21 protein-coding genes are annotated in these 22,636 nt (G+C 43.6%); 11 read left to right on the top strand and 10 right to left on the bottom strand.

Going from position 1 to position 22,636, the window contains the following annotated elements; translation table 11 throughout:
- The first annotated feature begins 32 nt into the window (after nucleotides 1-32).
- A complete protein-coding gene (locus tag MTR11_RS05780) occupies nucleotides 33-281 on the top strand; it encodes a YciN family protein (RefSeq protein ID WP_005387884.1) in 249 nt (82 codons plus the stop codon).
- Between the two features lie 63 nt (nucleotides 282-344).
- On the opposite strand, the gene aroA is transcribed toward MTR11_RS05780, so the two are convergent.
- Both aroA and MTR11_RS05770 read right to left on the bottom strand, forming a co-directional pair.
- Complete coding sequence (gene aroA / locus MTR11_RS05775; protein WP_243327120.1) at nucleotides 345-1,625, bottom strand: 3-phosphoshikimate 1-carboxyvinyltransferase; 1,281 nt, start codon at nucleotides 1,623-1,625, stop codon at nucleotides 345-347.
- Between the two features lie 290 nt (nucleotides 1,626-1,915).
- Nucleotides 1,916-2,392: a glycine zipper 2TM domain-containing protein gene (locus MTR11_RS05770; RefSeq protein WP_005390705.1), complete on the bottom strand. Its 477-nt coding sequence runs from the start codon at nucleotides 2,390-2,392 to the stop codon at nucleotides 1,916-1,918.
- Between the two features lie 39 nt (nucleotides 2,393-2,431).
- Here MTR11_RS05770 and aat point away from each other — a divergent pair, with 39 nt between their 5' ends.
- The 3 genes from aat (at nucleotide 2,432) to infA (ending at nucleotide 4,137) form a co-directional block, all read left to right on the top strand.
- Entirely contained in the window at nucleotides 2,432-3,139 is a 708-nt protein-coding gene (gene aat / locus MTR11_RS05765; RefSeq protein ID WP_243327119.1) for a leucyl/phenylalanyl-tRNA--protein transferase, read from the top strand.
- On the top strand, nucleotides 3,136-3,837 hold the full coding sequence (locus MTR11_RS05760) for an arginyltransferase (RefSeq protein WP_243327118.1): 702 nt from the start codon (nucleotides 3,136-3,138) through the stop codon (nucleotides 3,835-3,837). The genes aat and MTR11_RS05760 overlap by 4 nt, the downstream gene beginning before the upstream one ends.
- An 81-nt stretch (nucleotides 3,838-3,918) precedes the next feature.
- On the top strand, nucleotides 3,919-4,137 hold the full coding sequence (gene infA / locus MTR11_RS05755; RefSeq protein WP_001040192.1) for a translation initiation factor IF-1: 219 nt from the start codon (nucleotides 3,919-3,921) through the stop codon (nucleotides 4,135-4,137).
- A gap of 135 nt (nucleotides 4,138-4,272) precedes the next feature.
- Here the strand turns inward: infA and clpA are convergent, their stop codons facing one another.
- Both clpA and clpS read right to left on the bottom strand, forming a co-directional pair.
- Nucleotides 4,273-6,540 carry an ATP-dependent Clp protease ATP-binding subunit ClpA gene (gene clpA / locus MTR11_RS05750; protein ID WP_005390700.1) on the bottom strand — a complete coding sequence of 756 codons (2,268 nt, stop codon included), beginning with the start codon at nucleotides 6,538-6,540 and terminating at the stop codon, nucleotides 4,273-4,275.
- Between the two features lie 50 nt (nucleotides 6,541-6,590).
- Nucleotides 6,591-6,911 carry an ATP-dependent Clp protease adapter ClpS gene (gene clpS, locus MTR11_RS05745; RefSeq protein ID WP_031780157.1) on the bottom strand — a complete coding sequence of 107 codons (321 nt, stop codon included), beginning with the start codon at nucleotides 6,909-6,911 and terminating at the stop codon, nucleotides 6,591-6,593.
- 704 nt (nucleotides 6,912-7,615) lie between these two features.
- Here clpS and cspD point away from each other — a divergent pair.
- Nucleotides 7,616-7,834 (top strand): cold shock domain-containing protein CspD, encoded by a 219-nt coding sequence (gene cspD / locus MTR11_RS05740; protein WP_005378407.1) that lies wholly within the window; start codon nucleotides 7,616-7,618, stop codon nucleotides 7,832-7,834.
- Between the two features lie 187 nt (nucleotides 7,835-8,021).
- Here cspD and MTR11_RS05735 read toward each other — a convergent pair whose 3' ends face one another.
- Nucleotides 8,022-10,247 carry an NADP-dependent isocitrate dehydrogenase gene (locus MTR11_RS05735; RefSeq protein WP_170891654.1) on the bottom strand — a complete coding sequence of 742 codons (2,226 nt, stop codon included), beginning with the start codon at nucleotides 10,245-10,247 and terminating at the stop codon, nucleotides 8,022-8,024.
- Nucleotides 10,248-10,558: 311 nt separating this feature from the next.
- On the opposite strand from MTR11_RS05735, the gene MTR11_RS05730 reads away from it, so the two are divergent.
- On the top strand, nucleotides 10,559-11,260 hold the full coding sequence (locus tag MTR11_RS05730; RefSeq protein ID WP_085343558.1) for a pseudouridine synthase: 702 nt from the start codon (nucleotides 10,559-10,561) through the stop codon (nucleotides 11,258-11,260).
- A gap of 85 nt (nucleotides 11,261-11,345) precedes the next feature.
- On the opposite strand, the gene MTR11_RS05725 is transcribed toward MTR11_RS05730, so the two are convergent.
- Both MTR11_RS05725 and MTR11_RS05720 read right to left on the bottom strand, forming a co-directional pair.
- Complete coding sequence (locus tag MTR11_RS05725; RefSeq protein WP_085343604.1) at nucleotides 11,346-12,023, bottom strand: DUF2057 family protein; 678 nt, start codon at nucleotides 12,021-12,023, stop codon at nucleotides 11,346-11,348.
- Between the two features lie 76 nt (nucleotides 12,024-12,099).
- Nucleotides 12,100-13,179 carry a porin gene (locus MTR11_RS05720; protein ID WP_005378424.1) on the bottom strand — a complete coding sequence of 360 codons (1,080 nt, stop codon included), beginning with the start codon at nucleotides 13,177-13,179 and terminating at the stop codon, nucleotides 12,100-12,102.
- 515 nt (nucleotides 13,180-13,694) lie between these two features.
- Between MTR11_RS05720 and dinG the strand changes: the two genes are divergently transcribed.
- From dinG to xthA, 5 genes are all read left to right on the top strand, one after another.
- Nucleotides 13,695-15,770: an ATP-dependent DNA helicase DinG gene (dinG, locus tag MTR11_RS05715; RefSeq protein WP_243327117.1), complete on the top strand. Its 2,076-nt coding sequence runs from the start codon at nucleotides 13,695-13,697 to the stop codon at nucleotides 15,768-15,770.
- A 14-nt stretch (nucleotides 15,771-15,784) separates the two neighbouring features.
- Complete coding sequence (locus MTR11_RS05710) at nucleotides 15,785-16,570, top strand: sulfite exporter TauE/SafE family protein (RefSeq protein WP_005390688.1); 786 nt, start codon at nucleotides 15,785-15,787, stop codon at nucleotides 16,568-16,570.
- Complete coding sequence (locus tag MTR11_RS05705; RefSeq protein WP_048626180.1) at nucleotides 16,567-17,112, top strand: primosomal replication protein; 546 nt, start codon at nucleotides 16,567-16,569, stop codon at nucleotides 17,110-17,112. The genes MTR11_RS05710 and MTR11_RS05705 overlap by 4 nt, the downstream gene beginning before the upstream one ends.
- On the top strand, nucleotides 17,112-17,276 hold the full coding sequence (gene rsmS / locus MTR11_RS05700; RefSeq protein ID WP_005378432.1) for a pleiotropic regulatory protein RsmS: 165 nt from the start codon (nucleotides 17,112-17,114) through the stop codon (nucleotides 17,274-17,276). Before MTR11_RS05705 ends, rsmS begins: the two co-directional genes overlap by 1 nt.
- Nucleotides 17,277-17,370: 94 nt before the next feature.
- Nucleotides 17,371-18,177 (top strand): exodeoxyribonuclease III, encoded by an 807-nt coding sequence (xthA, locus tag MTR11_RS05695; protein ID WP_048626179.1) that lies wholly within the window; start codon nucleotides 17,371-17,373, stop codon nucleotides 18,175-18,177.
- Between the two features lie 97 nt (nucleotides 18,178-18,274).
- On the opposite strand, the gene MTR11_RS05690 is transcribed toward xthA, so the two are convergent.
- From MTR11_RS05690 to MTR11_RS05680, 3 genes are all read right to left on the bottom strand, one after another.
- Entirely contained in the window at nucleotides 18,275-20,995 is a 2,721-nt protein-coding gene (locus tag MTR11_RS05690; RefSeq protein ID WP_225462350.1) for an ImpA family metalloprotease, read from the bottom strand.
- Between the two features lie 155 nt (nucleotides 20,996-21,150).
- Nucleotides 21,151-21,828, bottom strand: coding sequence for an ABC transporter permease (locus MTR11_RS05685; RefSeq protein ID WP_005390676.1), 678 nt, complete (start codon nucleotides 21,826-21,828; stop codon nucleotides 21,151-21,153).
- Between the two features lie 3 nt (nucleotides 21,829-21,831).
- Nucleotides 21,832-22,572 (bottom strand): ABC transporter permease, encoded by a 741-nt coding sequence (locus tag MTR11_RS05680; protein WP_006742137.1) that lies wholly within the window; start codon nucleotides 22,570-22,572, stop codon nucleotides 21,832-21,834.
- Between the last annotated feature and the right edge of the window lie 64 nt (nucleotides 22,573-22,636).

Genomic DNA, 22,636 nt, shown 5'->3' with positions numbered 1-22,636 from the left:
CGTTCTCAACTGAAATGAATGGTAGAAAAATTATGTCTGATAGAACGTTTATCGAAGAGTTCGACCTTCTTTTGATCGCTAACCAAATCATCCAAGAGCACGATGATTACATCGAGGGAATGCGAGCAACAAGCGTAGAAGAAAAAGAAGGTGTTTTAGTTTTTAAAGGTGAATACTTCCTTGATGACAAAGGTTTACCAACTTCAAATACGACTGCAGTATTCAATATGTTCAAATACTTAGCGCATCACCTTTCCAAGGAATTTACGCTGGTTAAATAGTAGCGGAAAACAAAAAAGCCAGAGTGTTATTCACTCTGGCTTTCCTGTTTCAGGTCAGGATATTTAGCAGCTTAAAGCCTTAAGTTTGTCGAAGTAGTCAGGGAACGTTTTCGACGTACACTTTGGATCGTTAATCGTCACAGGCGTATCACTAAGTGCCACCAGCGAAAAACACATCGCCATTCGATGATCATCGTAAGTATCAATCGCAGCATGCTTTAACTGAGAGACAGGTTTGACGATGATGTAGTCTTCCCCTTCTTCCACTTCCGCACCAACTTTACGTAATTCCGTCGCCATAGCTGACAAACGGTCTGTTTCTTTTACACGCCAGTTATAAACGTTACGAATAGCAGTAGTGCCTTCGGCAAATAGCGCTGTTGTCGCGATGGTCATTGCAGCATCAGGGATATGGTTGTAATCCATATCGATGCCTTTCAATTGACCAACACGTGAAATTACGTAGTCATCACCCCACTCAATTTCTGCACCCATTTTTTCAAGCGCATCAGCAAATTGAATATCACCTTGAATGCTGTTTTTACCGATACCTGTGACTTTAACTTCTCCGCCTTTGATGGCTGCCGCCGCCAAGAAGTAAGAAGCAGAAGACGCGTCACCTTCAACCAAGAAATCACCTGTAGCGATGTATTGCTGACCGGCAGGAATCACAAACTCTTGATAGTCGTTGTTGATCACATCGACCCCAAACTGCTTCATGATATGCAGGGTGATATCGATATAAGGCTTAGAAACCAACTCGCCTTCGATGTTGATGCGAATTTCACCTTCAGCCAATGGCGCAGACATTAAGAAAGCGGTCAAGAACTGACTTGAAATGGATCCATCGATAGAAACTGTACCTGCTTTTAGGCCAGTACCGACTATTTTGAGAGGCGGAAAGTTCTCGTTTTCCATGTACTCAACGTTCGCACCAGCATCTTTCAGTGCCGTGACAAGGTGACCAATTGGACGCTCTTTCATACGAGGTTCGCCCGTCAGTACATACTCCCCTTCTCCAAGACAAAGAGCCGCAGCTAATGGTCGCATCGCAGTGCCAGCATTACCGAGAAATAACTCTACCGGTTCTGAGACAGAAAACGGACGCCCAAGGCCTTCAACGAGACATTCTGTTTTATCTTCGGAAAGTTGGTATTGAACGCCGAGTTTAGTCAGCGCATTCAGCATATGACGGATATCATCACTGTCGAGGAGGTTAGTAAGGCGAGTTCTGCCTTTAGCAAGAGCAGCAAGTAAAAGAGCTCGATTAGAAACGCTTTTAGAGCCAGGAAGATTCACTTCCCCTTGAATTTTATTGATAGGTTGTAACGTTAGGCTTTCCATTAAAAGTTGATAATCCTTTGTGCCCTCAACATACGATTTTTTATGAGAGCTAAACAATTCTTCGTGAATTCAGACTACCCAAAAAAACACGACAAAACCAGAGCAAATCGGCGCTAATTTATGAATATACTCAAGTAGCCTAAAGATGCAGAATTAAAGGCATTGCCAGCGATGTAAATAAGAGCGAAAGAGGCGCGACGAAACAGCAAGCTATTTCGACTTTATTTGACGATAAGCCAGCCCTACTGTGCATGCCTGGTTAGGCTACCTTAGGTTAAAATAACGTAGGATTAATAAGCGATATCAACCCTGACTCCATCATCAAAATATAAGATACGAACTTCATCCCCTCGACTAAATAGCATATTTTTATCAACATCTTGGATAACATTAATCAGCTTGTCGCCCTTCACTTTGATGAGTAGCTCAACTAACTTATATTCAACCGTGTATTGGTAATTACTTTGATTTTGTGCAACCGCCGCACCTGCAAGTGCACCCACTGCCGTCGCAACTTCTCGTCCAGTACCACCACCAAATTGATTGCCGACTAAACCGCCTATTGTGGCACCAAGTAGCGTTTTCCAACCATTATTTTTCGATTGAACGACCTCTTGCTGAGTAATATAACGGACAGAGTCAATCTTCCCATACACCACTTCATTTACCGGCTTGGCAACATTTCTTTCATATGCTGCGTTGGCGGCAAGTGGGAAAAACAGTATGATCCAAAGCCATACTTTCACAATATTTCTTGACCAGGTCATCATAAACTCCTCTGACTCTAATGTTGGTAACGACTTCTTATGGCTATTTATTTAACTGAACTCGATGATACGTTCAACTTTCCCTCACCGTATAAAGCACTCAGCGATCCCAATGGTTTGCTTGCTTTTGGCGGTGACTTAGATCCCATGAGAATCCTCAATGGTTACTATCAAGGCATTTTCCCTTGGTATGGTCCTGGAGAACCTATTCTATGGTGGAGCCCTTCCCCACGCGCTGTTTTTGATCCCTTAGCGTTTAAACCGTCTAAAAGTCTCAAAAAATTTCAGCGTAAACATAACTATAAAGTAACGCTCAATTTCGCGACAGAAGAAGTGATTAGACTATGTTCATCAACACGTCCTGCAGAGGAAACTTGGCTCAACGAGGAAATGCAAGCGTCTTACATTGAGTTAGCTAAACTTGGTCACTGTCACTCTGTAGAAGTATGGCATGACAACGAGCTCATTGGGGGACTATATGGCATCTGCGTTGGTCAACTTTTTTGCGGAGAGTCGATGTTTAGCCTAAAAGATAACGCATCTAAAATTGCATTGTGGTACTTATGCAACCATTTGGCGTCAAAGCAAGGTCAATTAATCGATTGTCAGGTTATGAACTCGCACTTGGCATCACTTGGCGCATTTGAACTACAGCGTAACGAGTTTATGCAAAAACTACTATCTTTAAGAGAAAAACAAACACTATTTGATACCTATAAGCCCCAAGTTTTGCAGGATTCAGTATGAGTACGGATATACAACATATTCGAATTGGATTAACGAATAATCACCCTTGCAGTTACTTGCCTGAACGGCAAGAGCGTGTGGCGGTGGCACTTGATGCAGGGCTGCATACTGAAGAAAACTATCAACTACTGATGGCTAACGGTTTTCGTCGTAGTGGAGATACCATATATAAACCGCACTGCGAGCATTGCACCGCTTGCCAGCCAATTCGAGTCTCGATTCCAGACGTTAGACTAACAAAAAGTCAGAAGAGGCTGCTCAGTAAAGCACAGCCTTTACGTTGGGAAATGAAACCCGAAATGGATGAGGAATGGTTTGCGCTTTACAGTCGGTACATCTGCAAACGGCATAAAAACGGCACTATGTATCCACCAAAGCGTGATGAATTTTATCGGTTTGCCCAAACCAGCTGGTTGACCACTTCATTTTTGCATATTTACGATGAGTCAAATCAATTACTCGCCATTGCGGTAACGGATGTAATGACTCAATGTTCGAGTGCATTTTATACTTTTTTTGACCCTGACTACCCGTTATCTCTTGGCACTTTGGCAGTGCTCTATCAAATAAAATACTGCCAAGAAAACAAACAACAGTGGCTTTATTTGGGTTATCAGATTGATGAGTGTCCAGCAATGAACTATAAAACACGCTTTCAACGCCACCAAAGGCTAGTAAATCAGCGTTGGCGAGGGTAGAATACGCCTCAACTTTACATAATTACTATTTAGCGGCAGAATATAGACCGCTAATATTGCCTAATTTCTAAAGAGGATTAAATGGCTAAAGAAGACGTAATCGAGATGCAAGGCACGGTCCTTGACACTCTACCAAACACTATGTTCCGTGTTGAACTTGAAAACGGTCACGTTGTGACTGCTCACATCTCTGGCAAGATGCGTAAGAACTACATCCGTATCCTAACGGGTGACAAAGTAACTGTAGAGATGACTCCATACGACCTGTCAAAAGGCCGCATCGTCTTCCGCGCTCGTTAATCTCTGATTTTCGGATGCAATAAAAAACGGAGCAGTTTGCTCCGTTTTTTATTGCATGATTTTTATTTCCGAGTAGGTTCAGACAAACAAAAAGCGCACGATAAAATCGTGCGCTTTTACTTCCCTACGGAGCAATTAATGCATCGCTGCCTCTTTCTCACTCAAATATTCAAATTTAAGTGTGTCATTCACTAGTGTTACTTTCACAGTACCGCCGTCGACTAGAGAGCCAAACAACAATTCATTAGCCAAAGGTTTCTTAAGTTGCTCTTGGATAACGCGTCCCATTGGGCGAGCACCCATCGCCTTATCATAACCTTTATTCGCTAACCAATGGCGTGCATCTTGCGATACCTCCATTGATACGCCACGAGCATCAAGTTGCACCTGCAGTTCAACAATAAACTTATCAACAACTTGATGGATAACGCTTTCATCAAGGCTGTTAAACCAGATGATGTTATCAAGACGGTTACGGAACTCAGGAGTGAATACCTTCTTAATTTCCGCCATCGCATCGTGACTGTTGTCTTGCTGAATCAAACCAATTGATTTCTTCTCAGTTTCAGCCACACCCGCGTTGGTTGTCATAACGAGGATGACATTACGGAAGTCTGCTTTACGACCGTTGTTGTCCGTTAGCGTACCATTATCCATCACTTGCAATAGCAAATTAAAGATATCTGGATGCGCTTTCTCAATCTCATCGAGTAATACGACTGAATGTGGGTGCTTGATAACAGCGTCTGTCAGCAAGCCACCTTGGTCGTAACCGACATAACCAGGAGGTGCACCAATTAAGCGACTCACGGAGTGACGCTCACCATATTCCGACATATCAAAACGAAGTAGCTCGATCCCTAGAAGCTTAGATAGCTGCACCGTCACCTCTGTTTTACCCACCCCAGTAGGGCCAGCAAACAAGAATGAACCAACTGGTTTGTTATCCACGCCCAAACCTGCACGTGTCAGCTTGATCGCTTCGGATAATGCATCAATCGCATTATCTTGACCAAATACCAACATCTTCATCTTGCTATCTAGGTTCTTCAAGATGTCTTTATCTGAAGAAGAAACCGACTTCTCTGGGATTCGTGCCATCTTGGCAACCATCGCTTCGATATCGGCAACACCAACCGTTTTCTTACGGCGGCTTGCAGGAGCAAGACGACTGCGAGCGCCAGCTTCATCAATGACATCAATGGCTTTATCTGGTAAATGACGTTCATTGATGTATTTCGCCGAAAGTTCTACCGCGGCACGCAGTGCTTTATTGGTGTAACGTACTTCATGGTGTGCTTCGTACTTCGGCTTCAAGCCCATCAAGATTTTAGTTGTGTCATCCAGAGAAGGTTCTACAACGTCAATCTTTTGGAAACGACGGGACAACGCACGCTCTTTCTCGAAAATGTTGCTGTATTCTTGGTATGTAGTCGAGCCGATACAACGCAACTTACCGCTACTTAGTAGAGGTTTGATAAGGTTTGCGGCATCAACTTGACCACCAGAAGCCGCACCCGCACCGATGATTGTGTGTATCTCATCGATGAACAAAATTGCATCTTCTTCTTTTTCAAGCTGTTTCAAAATCGCCTTGAAGCGTTTTTCAAAATCACCACGGTACTTAGTACCAGCCAATAGAGAACCAATATCCAATGAGTAAATCACGCTGTTTTGAATAACTTCCGGGACCTGCCCTTCTACAATTCGCCAAGCAAGACCTTCTGCGATGGCTGTTTTACCTACCCCGGCTTCACCCACTAATAATGGGTTATTCTTGCGGCGGCGGCAAAGTACTTGAATAGTGCGCTCTAGCTCTTTATCGCGACCAATCAGTGGATCGATATTGCCATCTTTAGCGACCTGATTAAGGTTAGTCGCAAAGCTTTCCAAACGTTCTTCAGAATTCGGCTCTTCGACACTCTCTGAACTGAACGAATCTGATGATGGGTCTTCGCTTGCACCTGACGCTTTAGTAATACCATGGGAGATAAAGTTAACAATATCTAATCGGGAGATGTCGTTTTTCTTCAGTAGGTAGGCGGCATGCGACTCTTGCTCACTGAAGATCGCCACAAGCACGTTTGCACCTGTTACTTCGTTGCGGCCAGACGACTGTACATGAAAGACGGCGCGTTGTAGCACACGTTGAAAACTCAAAGTCGGCTGGGTTTCACGCGTCTCATCACTGTCTGGGATAAGAGGCGTAGTTTGATCGATGAATATATCGAGTTCGTTACGTAAAGCGTCAAGATCCGCTTTACAAGCTAAAAGGGCTTCCTTAGCTGCATCATTTTCCAATAATGCAAGTAGGAGGTGTTCGACAGTCATAAACTCGTGGCGTTTATCTCGCGCCCGAGCAAATGCACCGTTAAGGCTTGACTCTAGTTCTTTATTTAGCATAAGTACCTCCCGAAAAAACAACTTGGGTTGTTCGAGCAAGTCTTCTTTGTTTACGCTTGCTCCATAGTGCAAAGTAGCGGATGTTCATTTTCCCTTGCGTACATCGTAACTTGCGCTACTTTTGTTTCGGCAATTTCTGCACTGTATGTGCCACAGATTGCCTTTCCTTCATAGTGAATCTTGAGCATGATCTGAGTCGCTTTATCAATGTCATGTGAAAAGAATCGCTCAAGTACCTCTATGACGAAATCCATAGGTGTATAGTCATCATTATTTAGTACAACATTGTACAGCTTAGGTGGCTGAACTTTCGTACTTTCTCGCTCCAGAAGATCAGAGTCCGGAGTGACCCATTCAAAATTTTTACTCATGGCAATTCAAAGATATCGTATCAAAGGGTTGATGTTTTCGACCTATAAAAACAATCTACCACAAGCGTGCAGCGCGGTGTAGTGAGATATGGCACCGAATTCGATCTTTGATCGATAAAAGTTGCTACCTAATATAGAGACTAATGCAGGTCTTGAGGGGGCGCAAATAAAAGATGCTTGTCGATAAGTTACACATTTTTACTTATAAAATAACTTTCTTTTTACCCCCTCCGAGCTATTGCGAAACATCTCTCAGTCTTCTACCGAGATCACACTTCCTAACTGAGAATGGGGTAATTATCACGAAAACTTCATTTTTTATTCAGTTAGAGGATTCATCTATCATAAGCAACACGAACAGTATGGTTTTTCCAGTGAATACTACTTTGCAGGCTAATTGACCAAACTTCCGCGTATATACGAAAAACTGTTTGCAAATTTGTTAATCTCAAAAGTGATTTGTTTTCAATTATGTTTCTGTTTGTTGCTTAATGCTATTGACTGTCGGGATTCATTGACTACAGTGGAAAGTGTTGATGCATAAATCGTCATTTTGAATCCATTTGTTTTTAAGCAGCTTGGTGAATGTGATTTCTCATTGACTAGATGTTTGTTAGCGTTCGCTGACAATAGTAGTACCAGGTTAAAGGTATAACTTGGTTGTTGTAACAACTCAGTAAAAAATGCATGAGGGATGTAAAAGCATGGCTACAGGTACAGTAAAGTGGTTTAACAATGCCAAAGGATTTGGGTTTATTTGTTCAGATGAAGAAGAGGGAGATATCTTTGCCCACTACTCAACTATCCAGATGGACGGTTATCGTACACTGAAAGCAGGCCAACAAGTCTCATACGAGATTGAAAAAGGTCCCAAAGGCTGTCACGCGAGTAGCGTCGTGCCTCTTGAAGGTCAAGCCAAATAATTAGAGCGCTGTCGAAAAATAAAAATATTGCTCTCGAAACATCATTTTGATGTTCTGAAGAGAAAAATAAACCCGCCAAGATAGCGGGTTTCTTACTATTTGTAGCTTATGAAATGCAGATAGACCACATACAAAGTATTGATAAAATAAGAAACACGCCGAAAGCGACGTGCTCTTTTCATCTATTTTACTTGTTAATGATCGCGTTAAAGGTTTCGCTTGGGCGCATCAACTTAGAAACCAATGCATCATCTAGCAGATAGTAACCGCCCAGTTCTCCTTTCACACCCTGTGCGTTGTTTAGCTCAGCGACGATTTTTTCTTCATGCTCTGACAACGCTTTCGCAATCGGTGCAAACTCAGCAGCGAGATCAGCATCGTCTGTTTGCTCGGCAAGTGCTTTCGCCCAGTAAAGTGCGAGGTAGAAATGACTACCGCGGTTATCTAATTCGCCCACTTTACGTGATGGAGACTTGTTGGTATCTAAAAACTCACCAGTCGCTTTGTCTAGCGTATCCGCCAAAACTTGTGCTTTCGGGTTGTTTGCCACCACACTTAGATGTTCTAGGGATGCAGCTAGTGCTAAGAACTCACCTAAAGAATCCCAACGAAGGTGATTCTCTTTTTCTACTTGTTGAACATGCTTAGGAGCAGAACCACCAGCACCGGTTTCAAATAGACCACCGCCATTCATCAATGGAACGATAGATAGCATCTTAGCTGACGTGCCTAACTCTAGAATTGGGAACAGGTCTGTTAGGTAGTCACGAAGAACGTTACCCGTTACAGAGATAGTATCCAGACCCGCTTTCATACGCTCTAGCGAGTACTTACAAGCATCAACAGGAGATAGGATCTTAATCTCTAGACCTTCAGTATCGTGCTCTGGTAAGTAGGTATTTACTTTCTTAATGAGTTCAGCATCGTGCGCACGGTTTTCGTCTAGCCAGAATACAGCTGGAACACCTGTTGCACGTGCGCGAGTCACTGCTAGTTTAACCCAATCTTGGATTGGTGCGTCCTTCACCTGACACATACGGAAGATATCGCCTTCTTCAACCGCTTGCTCTAACAATACGTTACCCGCAGTATCAACAACGCGAACGGTACCCGCTGCATCTAGAATGAACGTCTTGTCGTGAGAACCATATTCTTCTGCCTTTTGAGCCATTAAGCCAACGTTAGGCACGCTACCCATAGTGGTCGGATCAAATGCGCCGTGCTCTTTACAGAAATCAATCACCGCTTGGTAAATACCTGCGTAGCTACGATCTGGTATCATCGCTTTGGTGTCTTTTTGTTTACCATCTGGTCCCCACATTTGACCAGAAGAGCGAAGCATTGCTGGCATAGAAGCGTCTACAATAATGTCGCTTGGTACATGTAAGTTTGTGATACCACGATCAGAGTCAACCATCGCAAGTTCTGGTTGAGTTTGGTAAACCGCTTGAATGGCCGCTTCAATTTCTGCTTTTTGCGCTTCAGGTAGAGACTCAATTTTCGAGTAGACATCACCAATGCCATTGTTTACATCAACGCCCAGTTCTTCAAACAGCTTACCGTATTTATCGAAAACGTCTTTGTAGTAAACTTTCACTGCATGGCCGAAAATGACTGGGTCAGAAACCTTCATCATCGTCGCTTTCATATGAAGAGACAGCAGCACGTCTTGTGCTTTCGCTTCAGCAATCTCTTTCTCGAAAAATTCAACCAGCGCCTTCTTCTTCATCACTGAAGTGTCAATGACTTCTTTATCTAGTAATGGGAAAGCCGGCTTAAGCTCTTTAACTGTACCGTCATTACCGACGAACTCGATTTTGACCTCTGTTGCGCCAGAGATGGTTGTCGACTTTTCGCTCCCAAAGAAGTCGTTATCTGACATGCTCGCGACATGAGACTTAGACTCTGATGACCACGCACCCATTGAATGTGGATTTTTCTTCGCGTAGTTCTTAACCGAAGTTGGAGCACGACGGTCTGAGTTACCTTCACGAAGTACTGGGTTAACCGCACTACCTTTGATTTTGTCGTAAGCCGCTTTAATCGCTTTCTCTTCGTACGTGCTCGGTTCTTCTGGGTAGTTTGGTAAATCGTAACCTTTCGCCTGAAGCTCTTTAATCGCCGCTTTAAGCTGAGGAACTGAAGCTGAAATGTTAGGCAGCTTGATGATATTTGCTTCTGGAGTTTGAGCTAGTTCACCAAGCTCTGTCAACGCATCGCCAATGCGCTGTTCTTCTTTTAGATGCTCTGGGAAGTTAGCGATAATTCGACCTGCTAGTGAAATATCACGAGTATCTACATTGATGCCAGACGATGCTGTGAATGATTGAATGATTGGTAGTAATGAATAAGTTGCTAGCGCCGGCGCTTCATCAGTGATGGTGTAGATAATTGTAGGTTTTTCTGTAGGCATGAAATTTCCCTATTTTTTAATCAACTTGTTGGCTGATCAACTCAGCGTCTGAGTTGGTTTAATTGACGCATTGCTGCACGTTAGCAGTACATGTCTCCTCACTAACGCCACATGCGGTTCGCACTCTTTGTTGTAGTTTGAAGCTCTGGGCTCTGAATCCATGAGTGCACTGATATAATTAAACAAATAACACGAATTAGTCTATCATTCTGTGCGCGTTTGTTAGTTTTAGGCGCGCAAATCATATCCGATCATGAGAAAACTTAAAACTTTCAAACACAGTTCATTTACATTTTTGCAGGGTAGTTAACATGTCATCTCGTACAGGTCATGAAAAAGGTCGCGGTCGCAATCAATCCCAAACGGGCCGATTTAAACACTCAGGAGCTCGCAATAGCTCAAAGACTCGTACTCAAACAAACCGTCGCCCTGTTCGCTCAGCAAGAAACCAAAAGCCAAAAGTGGATCCAAAAGACCGTAAAGTCATTATATTCAACAAGCCTTACGACACGCTCAGTCAATTTACCGATGGTGATGGTCGCAAAACGTTAGCGGACTATATCCCAATCAAAGATGTCTATGCGGCTGGCCGATTGGACCGAGACAGCGAAGGTTTGATGGTGCTCACTAACGATGGCATCTTGCAGGCGAAGCTCACGCAGCCAAAGTCAAAATCCCCGAAGACTTATTGGGTTCAAGTCGATGGCGCTCCTCTAGAGCAAGATCTTGAAAAATTGAGAAAGGGAGTAGAGCTAAAAGATGGTATGACCCTACCAGCCGAAGTTGAAGTGATTCCAGAACCACAAGTCTGGGACAGAACTCCTCCTGTTCGTTTTCGCGCAAATATCCCTACCACTTGGTTAGCCATTACCATTATTGAAGGAAGAAATCGTCAGGTGCGTCGCATGACTGCGCACATTGGCTTCCCTACTTTGCGCCTCATTCGTCATTCGATGGGTGATATCGTCCTTAAAGACCTAATGCCTGGTGAATGGAGAGAAATCTCTCTCTAATAGGCAGAAAAGATAAAAGCAGGCTCAAAGCCTGCTTTTTAGATTCGTACTTTTTCAGTTAAGCCCTATCTAATGAACTAAGGGATTACTGCTCAGCAAGCCAGTTTTTAAATGCCGCTTTTTCCGCCGGAGACGCTTTCTGGTACATCGTCTTTAACACATCAACCATTGGACTGTCTTCAGCCACTGTTATTGTTCGGGTATCGCTAGTCTCAACTCGAGGCTCAATATCGCTTACTGATTGCTGATGCTGGTTCACAGTTACATAACTAACGGCAACACTCGCGATACCTCCTGCAATATTGTAGTTACGAGATTCTTGAGGGTAATTACGACCAATCTGAACACCATCTGACTCTAATACATCTTCGACCAAAGCAATAGGTTGACCTTTGGTGTCCAGAAGTTGCCAATCTAAAGGTGAGATGTTGTTTTGCGCTTGACGAAGAGTTTTAAACTCTGGTAGTTCAAACTTTAGTTTTTCATTTTCAACATCAAACTTAGCGATGATCACGTCACTGTAAACTGTCTTAAGGTTTTCGTTAATTTCGAATGTAGGTTGATATTTGAAGACAATTTGATTCGTTCCATCAGGTAGTTCGATTGTCTTCTCACTAGAAAAAAGACCACCTTCTAGATCTGGTTTCTCCATGTTGACGGCTAAAAGCTTCACGTCTTCAGGAACCACTAAAGTCGTTGCAGCGTAGAGGTTTGTACTGGCAAAAATAGACAACGCCATTGCCACTTTTAATGATAACTGCATAGAATTTTTCATCCTTATCTTCATAGTAAAAGACCCAGCATATAGCTGGGTCTTACAATATCAAACTGGGTATTGATTACCAGTAGAAACGAGCACCAACACCGAAGTTAGTTGCGTCGTCTGTATCTTTGTTGTCGAAGTCAGTACCTTCGAAAGTGTAACCCGCTTCTGCGAATACACGTGCCCATTTAGAGAACTTGTATTCAACACCAGCGTAGAACCAAGAAGAGTCTGCGTCTACTTTACCTGCTTCGTCAGTAGACTGAGCTAGGTACTCGTAACCAGAGTATAGAGTTGTTTTAGGAGCAACAGCGAACATACCAGCTACAACAATGTAGTGTGAATCAACTGTTGATTTACCTAGTTTATCTTCGTTTTCGTTGTAGTAGTACGTTGCACCCAGAGTGTGCTCGTTTAGTGCGTACTCAGCAGTTACTTCAAAAGATAGGTTTTCGTTATCAGTACGCTCTGTGTGAGAAACTGTTTGCTCTACACCATTAAGAACTAGTTTTTTCTCTTTAGTTACGTTGATGTCGTTGTTCGCAGTAAGTACACCAGCGTGTAGAGATAGGTCGTTGAAAGATTTACCAACGAATACTTCTAGTACTTCTTCGTTAGAATCTTTTTCGCCTAGCGCGTAACCAGCTTTTAGCCAGAATGCGTCATTTTCGTAAGCGTATTTGATTTGAGAATCGTTGTTCCAAGCGTGACCGTATGCAGTTTCCGCTGCGTTACCACCGAAGAAGTAAGAGTAATCTGCGAAGTATACGTCATCAGCCCAAGTACCTTCTTTACCGAAGCGAAGAGTACCCATATCACCCATATCAAAACCGATGATGTGGCGACGTACGTATACTGAATCATCAGTACGCTCGCTTGAATCAGCACCTGCGTCGTAGTTGTCACCTAGAGCAACACCGATCTCAACTTCACCCAGAACTTTTAGGCTTTCGTCAACAACGTAAACTGCGTTCACACCAGTACGAGAAGAGCTAGTGTTTAGCTCTGCTGTGTGATCAGTTTTTTCTGTGAATAGAAGAGTTGGACGTAGCTGACCGTAGAAATCTACAGAACCTTCTTCAGATTTGAATACTTCAGCTGCGTTCACTGAAGTTGCAGACGCAACTACAGCTAGTGCTAATAGAGTTTTTTTCATAATTAATCCACTGCCTTTTCTTAGTTCGGGATATCCTTGTCTGGTTCCCTTTTTTTATATGTTTGAGATAGAGCGTTAACAAAACGTTATACAGCGCCTTCTCAAAATCTGGAGCTAAGAGTGCAAAAGATTATTCTGGCTGTCAAATTTTCTAAATACCAATGTAAAAAAACAAAAATAACATTTAAAAACAATAACTTGTAAAGTTTATCTTTATTTATTCGACGAACATCTAATCAATCCTCTTGATTTTTCATAATTTATAAAACCATTAACAATGAGATTTTAAACCCAAAACAAATACTAAAAAACACAATATATAGAATAAAAAACCATACAAATATCATATTTGGAGTTTTATATTTTTCATATAATGAAATTAATTTCATTTAGATAAGGTTCAATATTTTTTTGTGAAGAAGATCTACATTCCTCATAAAAGCATTCCGTTTTGTGAACTACTGTACAACTAGTGATGTGTGCTACTATTCGCCTCCAACGCATTTGAGGCCCGTATGCTGACCAGTAACATTCAAAAATCGATTCGTAATAGCTATCAAAACCTGCAAGATCAACTTGATAACTTTGTACCTAGAAGAGCACAAAACTACCTTGTTGCAGAGATTGCAAAAACGCTGTGCGGTCAGTACCACAAATCTAACCGAATACTGGTTGCAGAAGCAGGGACTGGAATTGGTAAGTCGCTCTCCTATCTAATGGCTGCCATCCCCGTGGCTGTACATAACAATAGAAAAGTGGTTATCTCAACGGCGACCGTAGCTCTGCAAGAGCAGCTCATAAATAAAGACCTCCCTCTTTTTCGTCGGATTACCGACCGAGAGTTTTCTTTTATTTTGGCAAAAGGCCGTCAACGCTATTGTTGTGCAGAAAAACTTGCTTCAGCTTGTGGTGCTGATGGTGGTCAGTTAGCCATGTTCGAAACCAAGCCTAAGCAAAAAGATATAGAGCTGTTGGAAACAATGCATCGCTCTCTTGCGCAAGGTAAATGGGATGGTGACCGTGATTCTTGGCCTAAAACCATCGATGATAAGCTTTGGCAACTGATTGTCAGTGATAAACACAGTTGCAATAACAGTCTACCGGGCCATCGCGGCTGTCCATTTCAAAAAGCGCGCTCGGAGCTGGATAAGAATGATGTCATCATTGCGAACCACTCTCTCGTCATGGCAGACGCAGACTTGGGGGGCGGAGTAATCTTACCTGAGCCAGAAAACACGATATACGTCTTTGACGAGGCACATCACTTACCTCACGTCGCCCGCGATCATGCTTCAGCATCTGCGAGCTTAAAAGGTGCGGCAGCATGGCTTGAGAAGTTAAATCAGTCGATTAGCAAGTTTTCGTCGCTCGCAGACGAGAAGCGCGTAGCTCGATTTCGCAACGACCTTCAAGACGCGGTTCAGAACTTGATACCAGCACTGGCTCAACTGCCTAAACAGTTCGATCCAGCTCAATTTGAAGAGAGTATCTACCGCTTTGAGCACGGTGAACTACCAGAATGGCTAGAGAACCAATCCAAAGAGTTAAAGCAGTTCAGTAAAAAAGCAAATCAAAGTGTGGCAAAAATTGCCGACCTTATTGCGGAAAGAGTAAAAGATGGGGAGCTTACGACAAGATTGGCTGAACCAGCGCTTGCAGAACTCGGCTTCTACATTCAAAGGTTAGAAAACCTAGCGCAAGTCTGGCACTTGATGGCTGAGCCAACTCGTGAAAAAGGTGCGCCTTTGGCTCGCTGGTTAGAAACCCACCCCGATCGCGAGGGTGATTTCATTGTGAGTGTTTCTCCGCTTGAAATTGGATGGCAACTCGACCAACAAATTTGGAGCAGGTGCATTGGCGCCATTTTAGTTTCCGCAACGATGCGTGCATTAAACTCCTTCCATTACTTTTGCCATCAGGTTGGTATTGATGGAAAACCAGAATCAGGCACACAGTTTTTAGCGCTTGCGTCACCATTCGATTACCAAAACCAGGCAGAATTGCTCATCCCTGCGATGAAATATGAACCACCAGCGCCTCAATTTACTGAATATCTTATTGAGATATTGCCTAAGTACTTGGAAGACAAGAAAGCCAACTTAGTATTATTCTCATCCTATTGGCAGATGAACCAAGTTGCGAAGGCGCTGTCTTCGGAGTTCATAAAAAAAGGCTGGGCGTTGCAAGTTCAAGGTGAAAGCTCACGTCAAGAAATTCTAAAAAAACATAAAAAGCTAATAGAATCAAATAAAACCAGCATCTTATTTGGTACTGGCAGTTTCTCTGAGGGGCTAGATTTACCTGGCGCATTACTTGAAAACTTGGTGATTACAAAAATTCCATTTGGTGTTCCAACCTCCCCTGTCGAACAGGCTCACTCCGAATATATCGAGAAAAAAGGAGGGAACCCGTTTATGCAAATAACTGTACCTGACGCAAGCAAAAAGCTGATCCAGAGCGTAGGTCGCTTACTGCGTAAAGAGAGAGATTCTGGTAGAGTAACGATTCTTGATCGACGCCTAGTCACTAAGCGATACGGACAAGCCTTAATCGACTCACTACCTCCATTTAAACGTAAAATAGAATATTAGAAGAATCACCATTTATGGAAATGATTGAGCCAACTATGCTGTTGGTGTTGGCGCTTGTCGCTTTTGTCGCTGGATTTATTGATGCAGTTGCCGGTGGTGGTGGCATGCTAACCGTACCTGCTCTACTATCGTTGGGCTTGCCGCCCCATATTGCACTAGGCACCAATAAACTTGCGGCTACCTTTGCCTCTTCTACTGCGGCATTTACGTACTACAAGAAACGTTTATTCAAGCCTCAATGCTGGGGAAGAGCATTTGTAGCGACGCTTGTCGGAGCAACATTAGGTACCCTACTTGTGGACGCGATTAGCACGGATTGGCTAGAAAAAGGGTTACCTCTTGTTATTTTAGCGGCGGCGTTATACACCGTCTTCCATAAAACACCACACTCTCCTCATCAAAGTCCAATTCCCGAGCCTTGCCCAAAACTTCATAGAAAACAGTACATGCAAGGATTATCCATAGGGTTCTATGACGGGCTCGCAGGGCCTGGAACTGGGGCTTTTTGGACGGTCAGTTCAATGGCTCTGTATCGGCTGAATATCTTGCTCGCCTCTGGCTTAGCAAAAGCAATGAACTTTACCAGCAACTTTACGTCTTTGATTACGTTTGCAGTCCTCGGTCATATCAACTGGGTGCTAGGCTTAACAATGGGGGTATGTTTAATGGCTGGCGCTTTTGTTGGCGCGCATTCCGCCATTCGGTTTGGTTCTAAATTCATTCGCCCTGTATTTGTTACTGTCGTCAGTATACTGGCCATAAAATTGGCTTATGACGCATGGTTTGTAGGTTTGTCATGAACATTTCTCAACTCCAGGAAAACCTAGAACAAATGGCGAAGCAAGCCGCTGTTCTTGACCGTCAAAGAGGCGAACACCATGTTCCGCTTTTTGATGAGCGCTTATTTGGTTGTCGCTCTCGCTTACTTACTCCTTGCGTAAAAGAAGCAAAAGCCACGCTGGATGCGATTGTGCGTGAGCAAAATGAAGGTAAGCTCACCGCTTTGCGTGCTGAGTACCTCACTGAACGGTTAGTAGCGCAAATAGGTGCGATTCAACGCGAGATTTCTACCACCAAAATTCGTAAGAATGAAATCAAACATAGCAGCCATTTCCGCAAGCCTATCAACGTGCTTTATCAGGAGCTCGCTCAACACCAAGAGTGGGCAAGACGCTTGCGCGAGATGGTGTTAGAAAAAGAACGTGCTGTCGAAAGCGCTCCGAGTTTTATGCGTGCCGAAGCTCAAAAAGTGTTACTAGCAACCGAGCAACGTTTAGCGCGTTGTGAAGCAGCACTTCTTAAGCTAGAGAACCAAATTACACATAGGGAAAAACATCAATAATGGCTGACCAACCAACCTCGCCTTTAGATGACGCACCTGAAGAGATCAAACTGGCTGTCGATTTAATCTATTTGCTTGAGAGCAATGAGATAGATCCAGAAGTTGCGCTTAACGCTTTGAAGATCGTGCAAAATGACTTAGAAAACAAATTAAAAGCAAAGTAGCTCAGAGCGTTTCACTCCTTTCACGAGACTCATTTTCAGTGCTCTTACACAATGATACTATTCATAAAAAAGTACGCCCCCAAAAGGATAAATAATGAAAGTAATCAGCTTTAACATCAATGGACTACGTGCGCGACTGCACCAACTCCAAGCGCTAATCGACAAACACCAACCTGATGTGATTGGTCTTCAGGAAATTAAAGTTCACGATGAAGCATTCCCGATTGAAGCTGTCGAAGCCATGGGCTACAAAGTGTATTTCCATGGTCAAAAAGCACATTACGGCGTAGCAATGCTTTGTAAGCAAGAGCCTCTACACGTACAAAAAGGGTTCCCGACGGATAACGAGGAACATCAAAAGCGAATGATCATGGCAACGTTTTTAAATGAAAACGGCGAGAAGGTCACTGTGCTAAACGGCTACTTCCCTCAAGGGGATAACATCAGCCACGAAACAAAATTCCCATACAAACGTCAGTTTTATAAAGATCTGATGACCTACCTAAACGATCATCACAATAGTGACGAGCAATTGATTGTTATGGGTGACATAAACATCAGCCCTATTGATGCAGATATCGGTATCGGCGAACCAAACCGTAAGCGTTGGCTAAAAACAGGTAAATGTTCATTCCAACCGGAAGAGCGCGAATGGCTGAAAACCTTGCTAGATTGGGGCTTTGAGGACACCTTCCGCAAGCTATATCCAGAAGTGAACGATCAATTCTCGTGGTTTGATTATCGCTCTCGCGGATTTGATGATAACCGAGGTCTACGAATTGATGTCATTTTGGCGACCCCTTCTCTCGCGCAAAAATGTATTGAGTCGGGTATCGATTATGAATTGCGCGGTATTGAAAAACCTTCAGACCACGCTCCAATTTGGTCGACGTTCAAGTAATACATAACTGAGCAATAAGCGGGACTCAACGCTAAGCTTAACCCATGAAAAAGGGAGACTCTGTCTCCCTTTTTCATGCAAGTTACTTTCTACTCAGCTAGTTCAGCGGCCAAACCGTTTGACCATCAACACTGACTGGCGTTTGAGCAAATTCGTTCAGACAGTAGCCGGTATTGCTGCTTGCAAAGTAAGTGAGCGGCATCGGCGGTAGATTCAGCGCCACAACCTGCTGTTTCGCTTTTTCTGTGAACGAGAAGCCCCACATATCTAAATAGCTCGTCATGTCTCGCTGAGAGATGTAGCTCAGAGCAATAAGCAACCAGTCGTTGTTTGAGATGCTATTTGCCTCTTCACGAGAGTAGTTGGCGAAACCAATACTCAATCGTCTCTCATTCCAAAGCGCATCATCCGATTTTAAGCGGTTAAACTCACGTTCAATCAGGTGCAATCGCGCCAATAAATGCCAACCATTTTGCAGTACACCTTCATGCTGCGTCGCCATCATCATTTGAATGTAAACGCGAGCTCCCCAACTCCAACCAGTTTGATTTTGCGCTGCCATGTAAGCGTTTGGATCCGCTTGAGTTCGGCTTGCTTGCAATAATTCAAACTGGCCTTTGAAATCCAAACTTTGGCAAGTTGAAACTTTCCCCGTATTCTGGAAGAAACGAGACTTACTGTAATACGAGTAGTAATTGGTCGTTGAATGCCCTTCCCAGCCTGCAAATCGGAATCGACCTTTTTCCAAGCCATGACCAAGCTCATGTAAATCACCGTGACCGAGTGGGCTGAATGACCAGTAAGCATCGTATGGGTTACCAGAACAGCCGTAACCACACGTCGCTTGGTCAGCGTTCATATGCTTCACCATATCAATATTGGCGATTTCCCAACCTTGATTTTTGGCATACTGGATAATTTCCGGAACCTCATCGATCCCCGGCCCTTGGAAACCAGCCAAGACATGTGGGTAGTTATGAACATACTCTTCTGTCGCCAGGGCCATTTCAGCTGGTGTCGACCACATCTCATCGTTGACCGACTCTAACATCTTGTCACGCTTTGAGTGCACTTCAAACCCAGGGGTGATCAGCTCGGCCCAATCAAACAAATTGGCTTCTAGCTGCTGAATAAAGGTGTCGTTGTCCTTCTCACTTCTCCATACAGGATGCTGTGCCACATAGTTAAATCTCAGTTCAACCGGAATATCATTTTTGTCAAAGTGAACCTGTACTGGGCCGCCATAAGGAGATGTCAGCGTGATGGTTTCACCCGCTTTAACTTCGTAAGCAAATGAAGTCAGCATTTTTGGTCGCGTGTATCCATCTTTGCTGAACTCATGAGTTGCGCCACTTCTTAAACTGTTGATGACAATTTTAGTCGTCACTTCATTACTGTCATTGCGCGTGACCGTAAAGGTCTCCCCAGGAAGCGCATACACACCAGCAGAGCGGAAGTTACGCTTTGATTCCATATTAATCGTTGCGCTGATTCTCTTTACTTCGGGGCTAAACTCACTACGGCTGAAGTTCCCCATATTTGGTTGTTTTGGGTTCACGCTTCGGCTGTTGTATTGTACGTAATCGGCAAAATACGATTTTAGGAATTCGGTCGTTTGGGTTGATTGTTTGTCCATTGGGAACACAACCGTTTGACGATAGTGATCAGCCAGCAATACCATGAGTTTTTCGTATTGGTAGCCATCTTGATTAAACAAATCTACTTTTTGTTCATCAAGCTTTTTCAACCGATGGCGAATACTGTTTGCCCCTGCATAAAATTGACTTTCCATATTCGCAGTGTCAGGACAAGATTTGTCCTCACACTGTGACAAGTCAACATTGAAGTTTTGAGATTCAAAACGAGACAACAGCGCTTGTTGCGTAGCAACAGAGTCTGGCACGAAGTTCATGAGTGATGAAGGCGCCCAATCAACCAAGCCTAACTTACGCCAATAGTTATCTCCCACATAATCAACATGGAATTTTTCCAAAATGTCTCGGCCAAGTTCAGTTAGTCCTCCATCCCAATGCAGGTATAGAACAGGAATTTGGGCTTGCTCAGCGTATGCCAGAGCATCGAGTACTTGTTGGTTGGTGTCGCCAGATTGCAGATGCTGTGACAAGATCAATAAGTTTGGAGTATTGGTTTGCAAGCAGCTAAGTAGCTTCGAACCATCGCATAGGTTGGCCTCGTTAAACGCCAACTCTTGTGAAACATTGTCTTTCAGCCAATTCCGAGTCGCTTGCTCATCAGGGAAGTAATAAGACTGATCCATTTGCGCGATGACAACGTTTGAAGTAGTTCCGCCTGACAACCAAGTGACCAGGTTGCTTAGCCATTGAGTCATCGCTGCATTCGAAGACTCGGGAAAGCGTTGTGCCGTTCTAAATGGGTTACTACCTAATAGCGCATAACGTTGACCATTAGCTTTTTCTCCAGCAACGCCAATTGACAACGCCTGATCTTTATAACCGTTGGCCATGGCCTTGTTGGTCATCAAGATGGTGTCGTTGAACCCATACTGAGGTGCCAAGATCGCTGCATCATGGGTTGGATCCCAATAAAGGCCAGAAAGGTTTTTCGCAATTGCAGATTTGATCGTATTCGACTGTTTCTTGTGCCCTTCCACAACTTGCCGACTTTCTCGGATGAAATCGTTCGGGTCAGAAACGAGCAGTGCATTACCAGTTTCCAGAGCTTGTTGAACTGGAGCTGGCGTTGGTTTTACTTGAGCATTAGATTGTGACTCTCCCTCTCCCCCACCACATCCAGTGGCAACGGCGGCAAGGCCCAACGATAGAATTGTTTTTTTCATTTTTACTTACTAAACAATGGGTTTATCAAATATTAATGTAAGTACATGAATAAAAAGAAATAGTCTTTTGTATCGGTAGGGAAAATAGGAATGAAGATAACAAAATCATCAAAAAGCAATGGTACCCATTCCGATACCATTGCTGACACTAATAATTAACTTAAAGGACGTAGGTATGCCAAGAAGCGCTTCTCTGCCACTTTAAAGCACCACAAGATCATAAACGTCAGTGCCATGTAGAACAGCCCCGCCGTTAGGAAAGATTCAAATGGCGCATAGTAACGTGAGTTAACTAAGCGCGCAGCGCCAGTTAGATCCATAATGGTAACGATACCCGCGACCGCACTACCGTGCAGCATGAAAATCACTTCGTTTGAATAAGCTGGTAATGCTCGACGCAGTGCACTCGGCAAGATAATACGTCTGTATGTCATAAACTTACTCATCCCATACGCTTTGGCAGCTTCTACTTCACCTTTGGGCAAGCCATTAATCGCACCACGAATAATTTCTGCAGTATAAGCCGACGTATTAAGAATAAAAGCGACTAAAGCACAGAACCAGGCGTTTTCCCACAAGGTATCTTTCACAGGAAAGAACTGATCCATACCGTAGTAAATCAAATACAACTGAACCAGCAACGGTGTTCCACGGAAAAAGTAAATGAATCCCCAAGAAGGTAAGCTAAAGGCATAATTCGTACTATTACGTGCCACAGCTAATGGAATCGAGACACACAAACCGATAACCAACGCTAATCCTACCAGCCAAACTGTCGTCCAAAGTCCCTGAAGATAAGTTGGGAAGCTTTCAATAATCAAAGAAAAATCCATAACTTACCTCGCATGAATACTGAACTTACGCTCAACAAGCTTGAGTAGCCCGGTCGAAACGCTGGTAAAAAACAGAAAGATGAGCGCGACAGCCATGTAAAAGGTAAACGGCATTTTCGTCGTACCTGCCGCCAACGAGCTCATTCTCACCATGTCATCCAGGCCGATGATGGAAACTAACGCTGTGGTCTTGAGTAACACTAACCAGTTATTACCAAATCCAGGTAATGCATGACGAATCATCTGAGGCAGTAAGATTCTTCTAAACGATAAGGCTGAGCTCATACCATAAGCTTTCGCCGCTTCTAGTTCACCTTTGTCCACCGCCATGATCGCTCCGCGAAAAGTCTCCGCCATGTAGGCACCAAAGATAAAACCAATCGTGAGTACACCTGCAATAAATGGGCTGACATCAATATAGTCGGGTAAGTAAGACGTCCATTCATGGTTTGGATCACTCGAAGCAAACCACTCATTGAGCGTTTCGTTAATGGAGTACAGGCTATTGTTTAAAAGTATTTGTCCACCAAAGAAAATCAGCATCATCAGAACCAAATCAGGAATGCCGCGAATGACGGTGGTGTAAAGAGTGGCAATCGCCCTTGCCCATTTGTAAGGCGCTAACTTAGCTAATGCGCCAAGCATACCTAAGATCACGGCAAGAAGGAGTGAAAGCACTGCAACTTCTATCGTTACTAAAGCCCCTTTTAAAATCGAAGCTTCGTATCCTTGTAAATCTAGCATAGGTGAGTTCCTAATCCCTAAACTCAAAAAATCGACCGTTGACTACTTCTAGGAACAAGCCAAC

The sequence above is a fragment of the Vibrio sp. CCB-PB317 genome (assembly GCF_022808245.1).
GTDB lineage: Bacteria > Pseudomonadota > Gammaproteobacteria > Enterobacterales > Vibrionaceae > Vibrio > Vibrio diabolicus.
The sequence above is the reverse complement of the archived record's forward strand: the minus strand, read 5'-3'. Positions and strand labels throughout refer to the sequence as shown.

Bases quoted from the DNA above. Each gene is read 5' to 3' on its own strand.
- MTR11_RS05780 (WP_005387884.1), top strand. From the start codon at position 33: ATGTCTGATAGAACGTTTATCGAAGAGTTCGACCTTCTTTTGATCGCT.
- aroA (WP_243327120.1), bottom strand. From the start codon at position 1,625: ATGGAAAGCCTAACGTTACAACCTATCAATAAAATTCAAGGGGAAGTG.
- MTR11_RS05770 (WP_005390705.1), bottom strand. From the start codon at position 2,392: ATGACCTGGTCAAGAAATATTGTGAAAGTATGGCTTTGGATCATACTG.
- aat (WP_243327119.1), top strand. From the start codon at position 2,432: ATGGCTATTTATTTAACTGAACTCGATGATACGTTCAACTTTCCCTCA.
- MTR11_RS05760 (WP_243327118.1), top strand. From the start codon at position 3,136: ATGAGTACGGATATACAACATATTCGAATTGGATTAACGAATAATCAC.
- infA (WP_001040192.1), top strand. From the start codon at position 3,919: ATGGCTAAAGAAGACGTAATCGAGATGCAAGGCACGGTCCTTGACACT.
- clpA (WP_005390700.1), bottom strand. From the start codon at position 6,540: ATGCTAAATAAAGAACTAGAGTCAAGCCTTAACGGTGCATTTGCTCGG.
- clpS (WP_031780157.1), bottom strand. From the start codon at position 6,911: ATGAGTAAAAATTTTGAATGGGTCACTCCGGACTCTGATCTTCTGGAG.
- cspD (WP_005378407.1), top strand. From the start codon at position 7,616: ATGGCTACAGGTACAGTAAAGTGGTTTAACAATGCCAAAGGATTTGGG.
- MTR11_RS05735 (WP_170891654.1), bottom strand. From the start codon at position 10,247: ATGCCTACAGAAAAACCTACAATTATCTACACCATCACTGATGAAGCG.
- MTR11_RS05730 (WP_085343558.1), top strand. From the start codon at position 10,559: ATGTCATCTCGTACAGGTCATGAAAAAGGTCGCGGTCGCAATCAATCC.
- MTR11_RS05725 (WP_085343604.1), bottom strand. From the start codon at position 12,023: ATGCAGTTATCATTAAAAGTGGCAATGGCGTTGTCTATTTTTGCCAGT.
- MTR11_RS05720 (WP_005378424.1), bottom strand. From the start codon at position 13,179: ATGAAAAAAACTCTATTAGCACTAGCTGTAGTTGCGTCTGCAACTTCA.
- dinG (WP_243327117.1), top strand. From the start codon at position 13,695: ATGCTGACCAGTAACATTCAAAAATCGATTCGTAATAGCTATCAAAAC.
- MTR11_RS05710 (WP_005390688.1), top strand. From the start codon at position 15,785: ATGGAAATGATTGAGCCAACTATGCTGTTGGTGTTGGCGCTTGTCGCT.
- MTR11_RS05705 (WP_048626180.1), top strand. From the start codon at position 16,567: ATGAACATTTCTCAACTCCAGGAAAACCTAGAACAAATGGCGAAGCAA.
- rsmS (WP_005378432.1), top strand. From the start codon at position 17,112: ATGGCTGACCAACCAACCTCGCCTTTAGATGACGCACCTGAAGAGATC.
- xthA (WP_048626179.1), top strand. From the start codon at position 17,371: ATGAAAGTAATCAGCTTTAACATCAATGGACTACGTGCGCGACTGCAC.
- MTR11_RS05690 (WP_225462350.1), bottom strand. From the start codon at position 20,995: ATGAAAAAAACAATTCTATCGTTGGGCCTTGCCGCCGTTGCCACTGGA.
- MTR11_RS05685 (WP_005390676.1), bottom strand. From the start codon at position 21,828: ATGGATTTTTCTTTGATTATTGAAAGCTTCCCAACTTATCTTCAGGGA.
- MTR11_RS05680 (WP_006742137.1), bottom strand. From the start codon at position 22,572: ATGCTAGATTTACAAGGATACGAAGCTTCGATTTTAAAAGGGGCTTTA.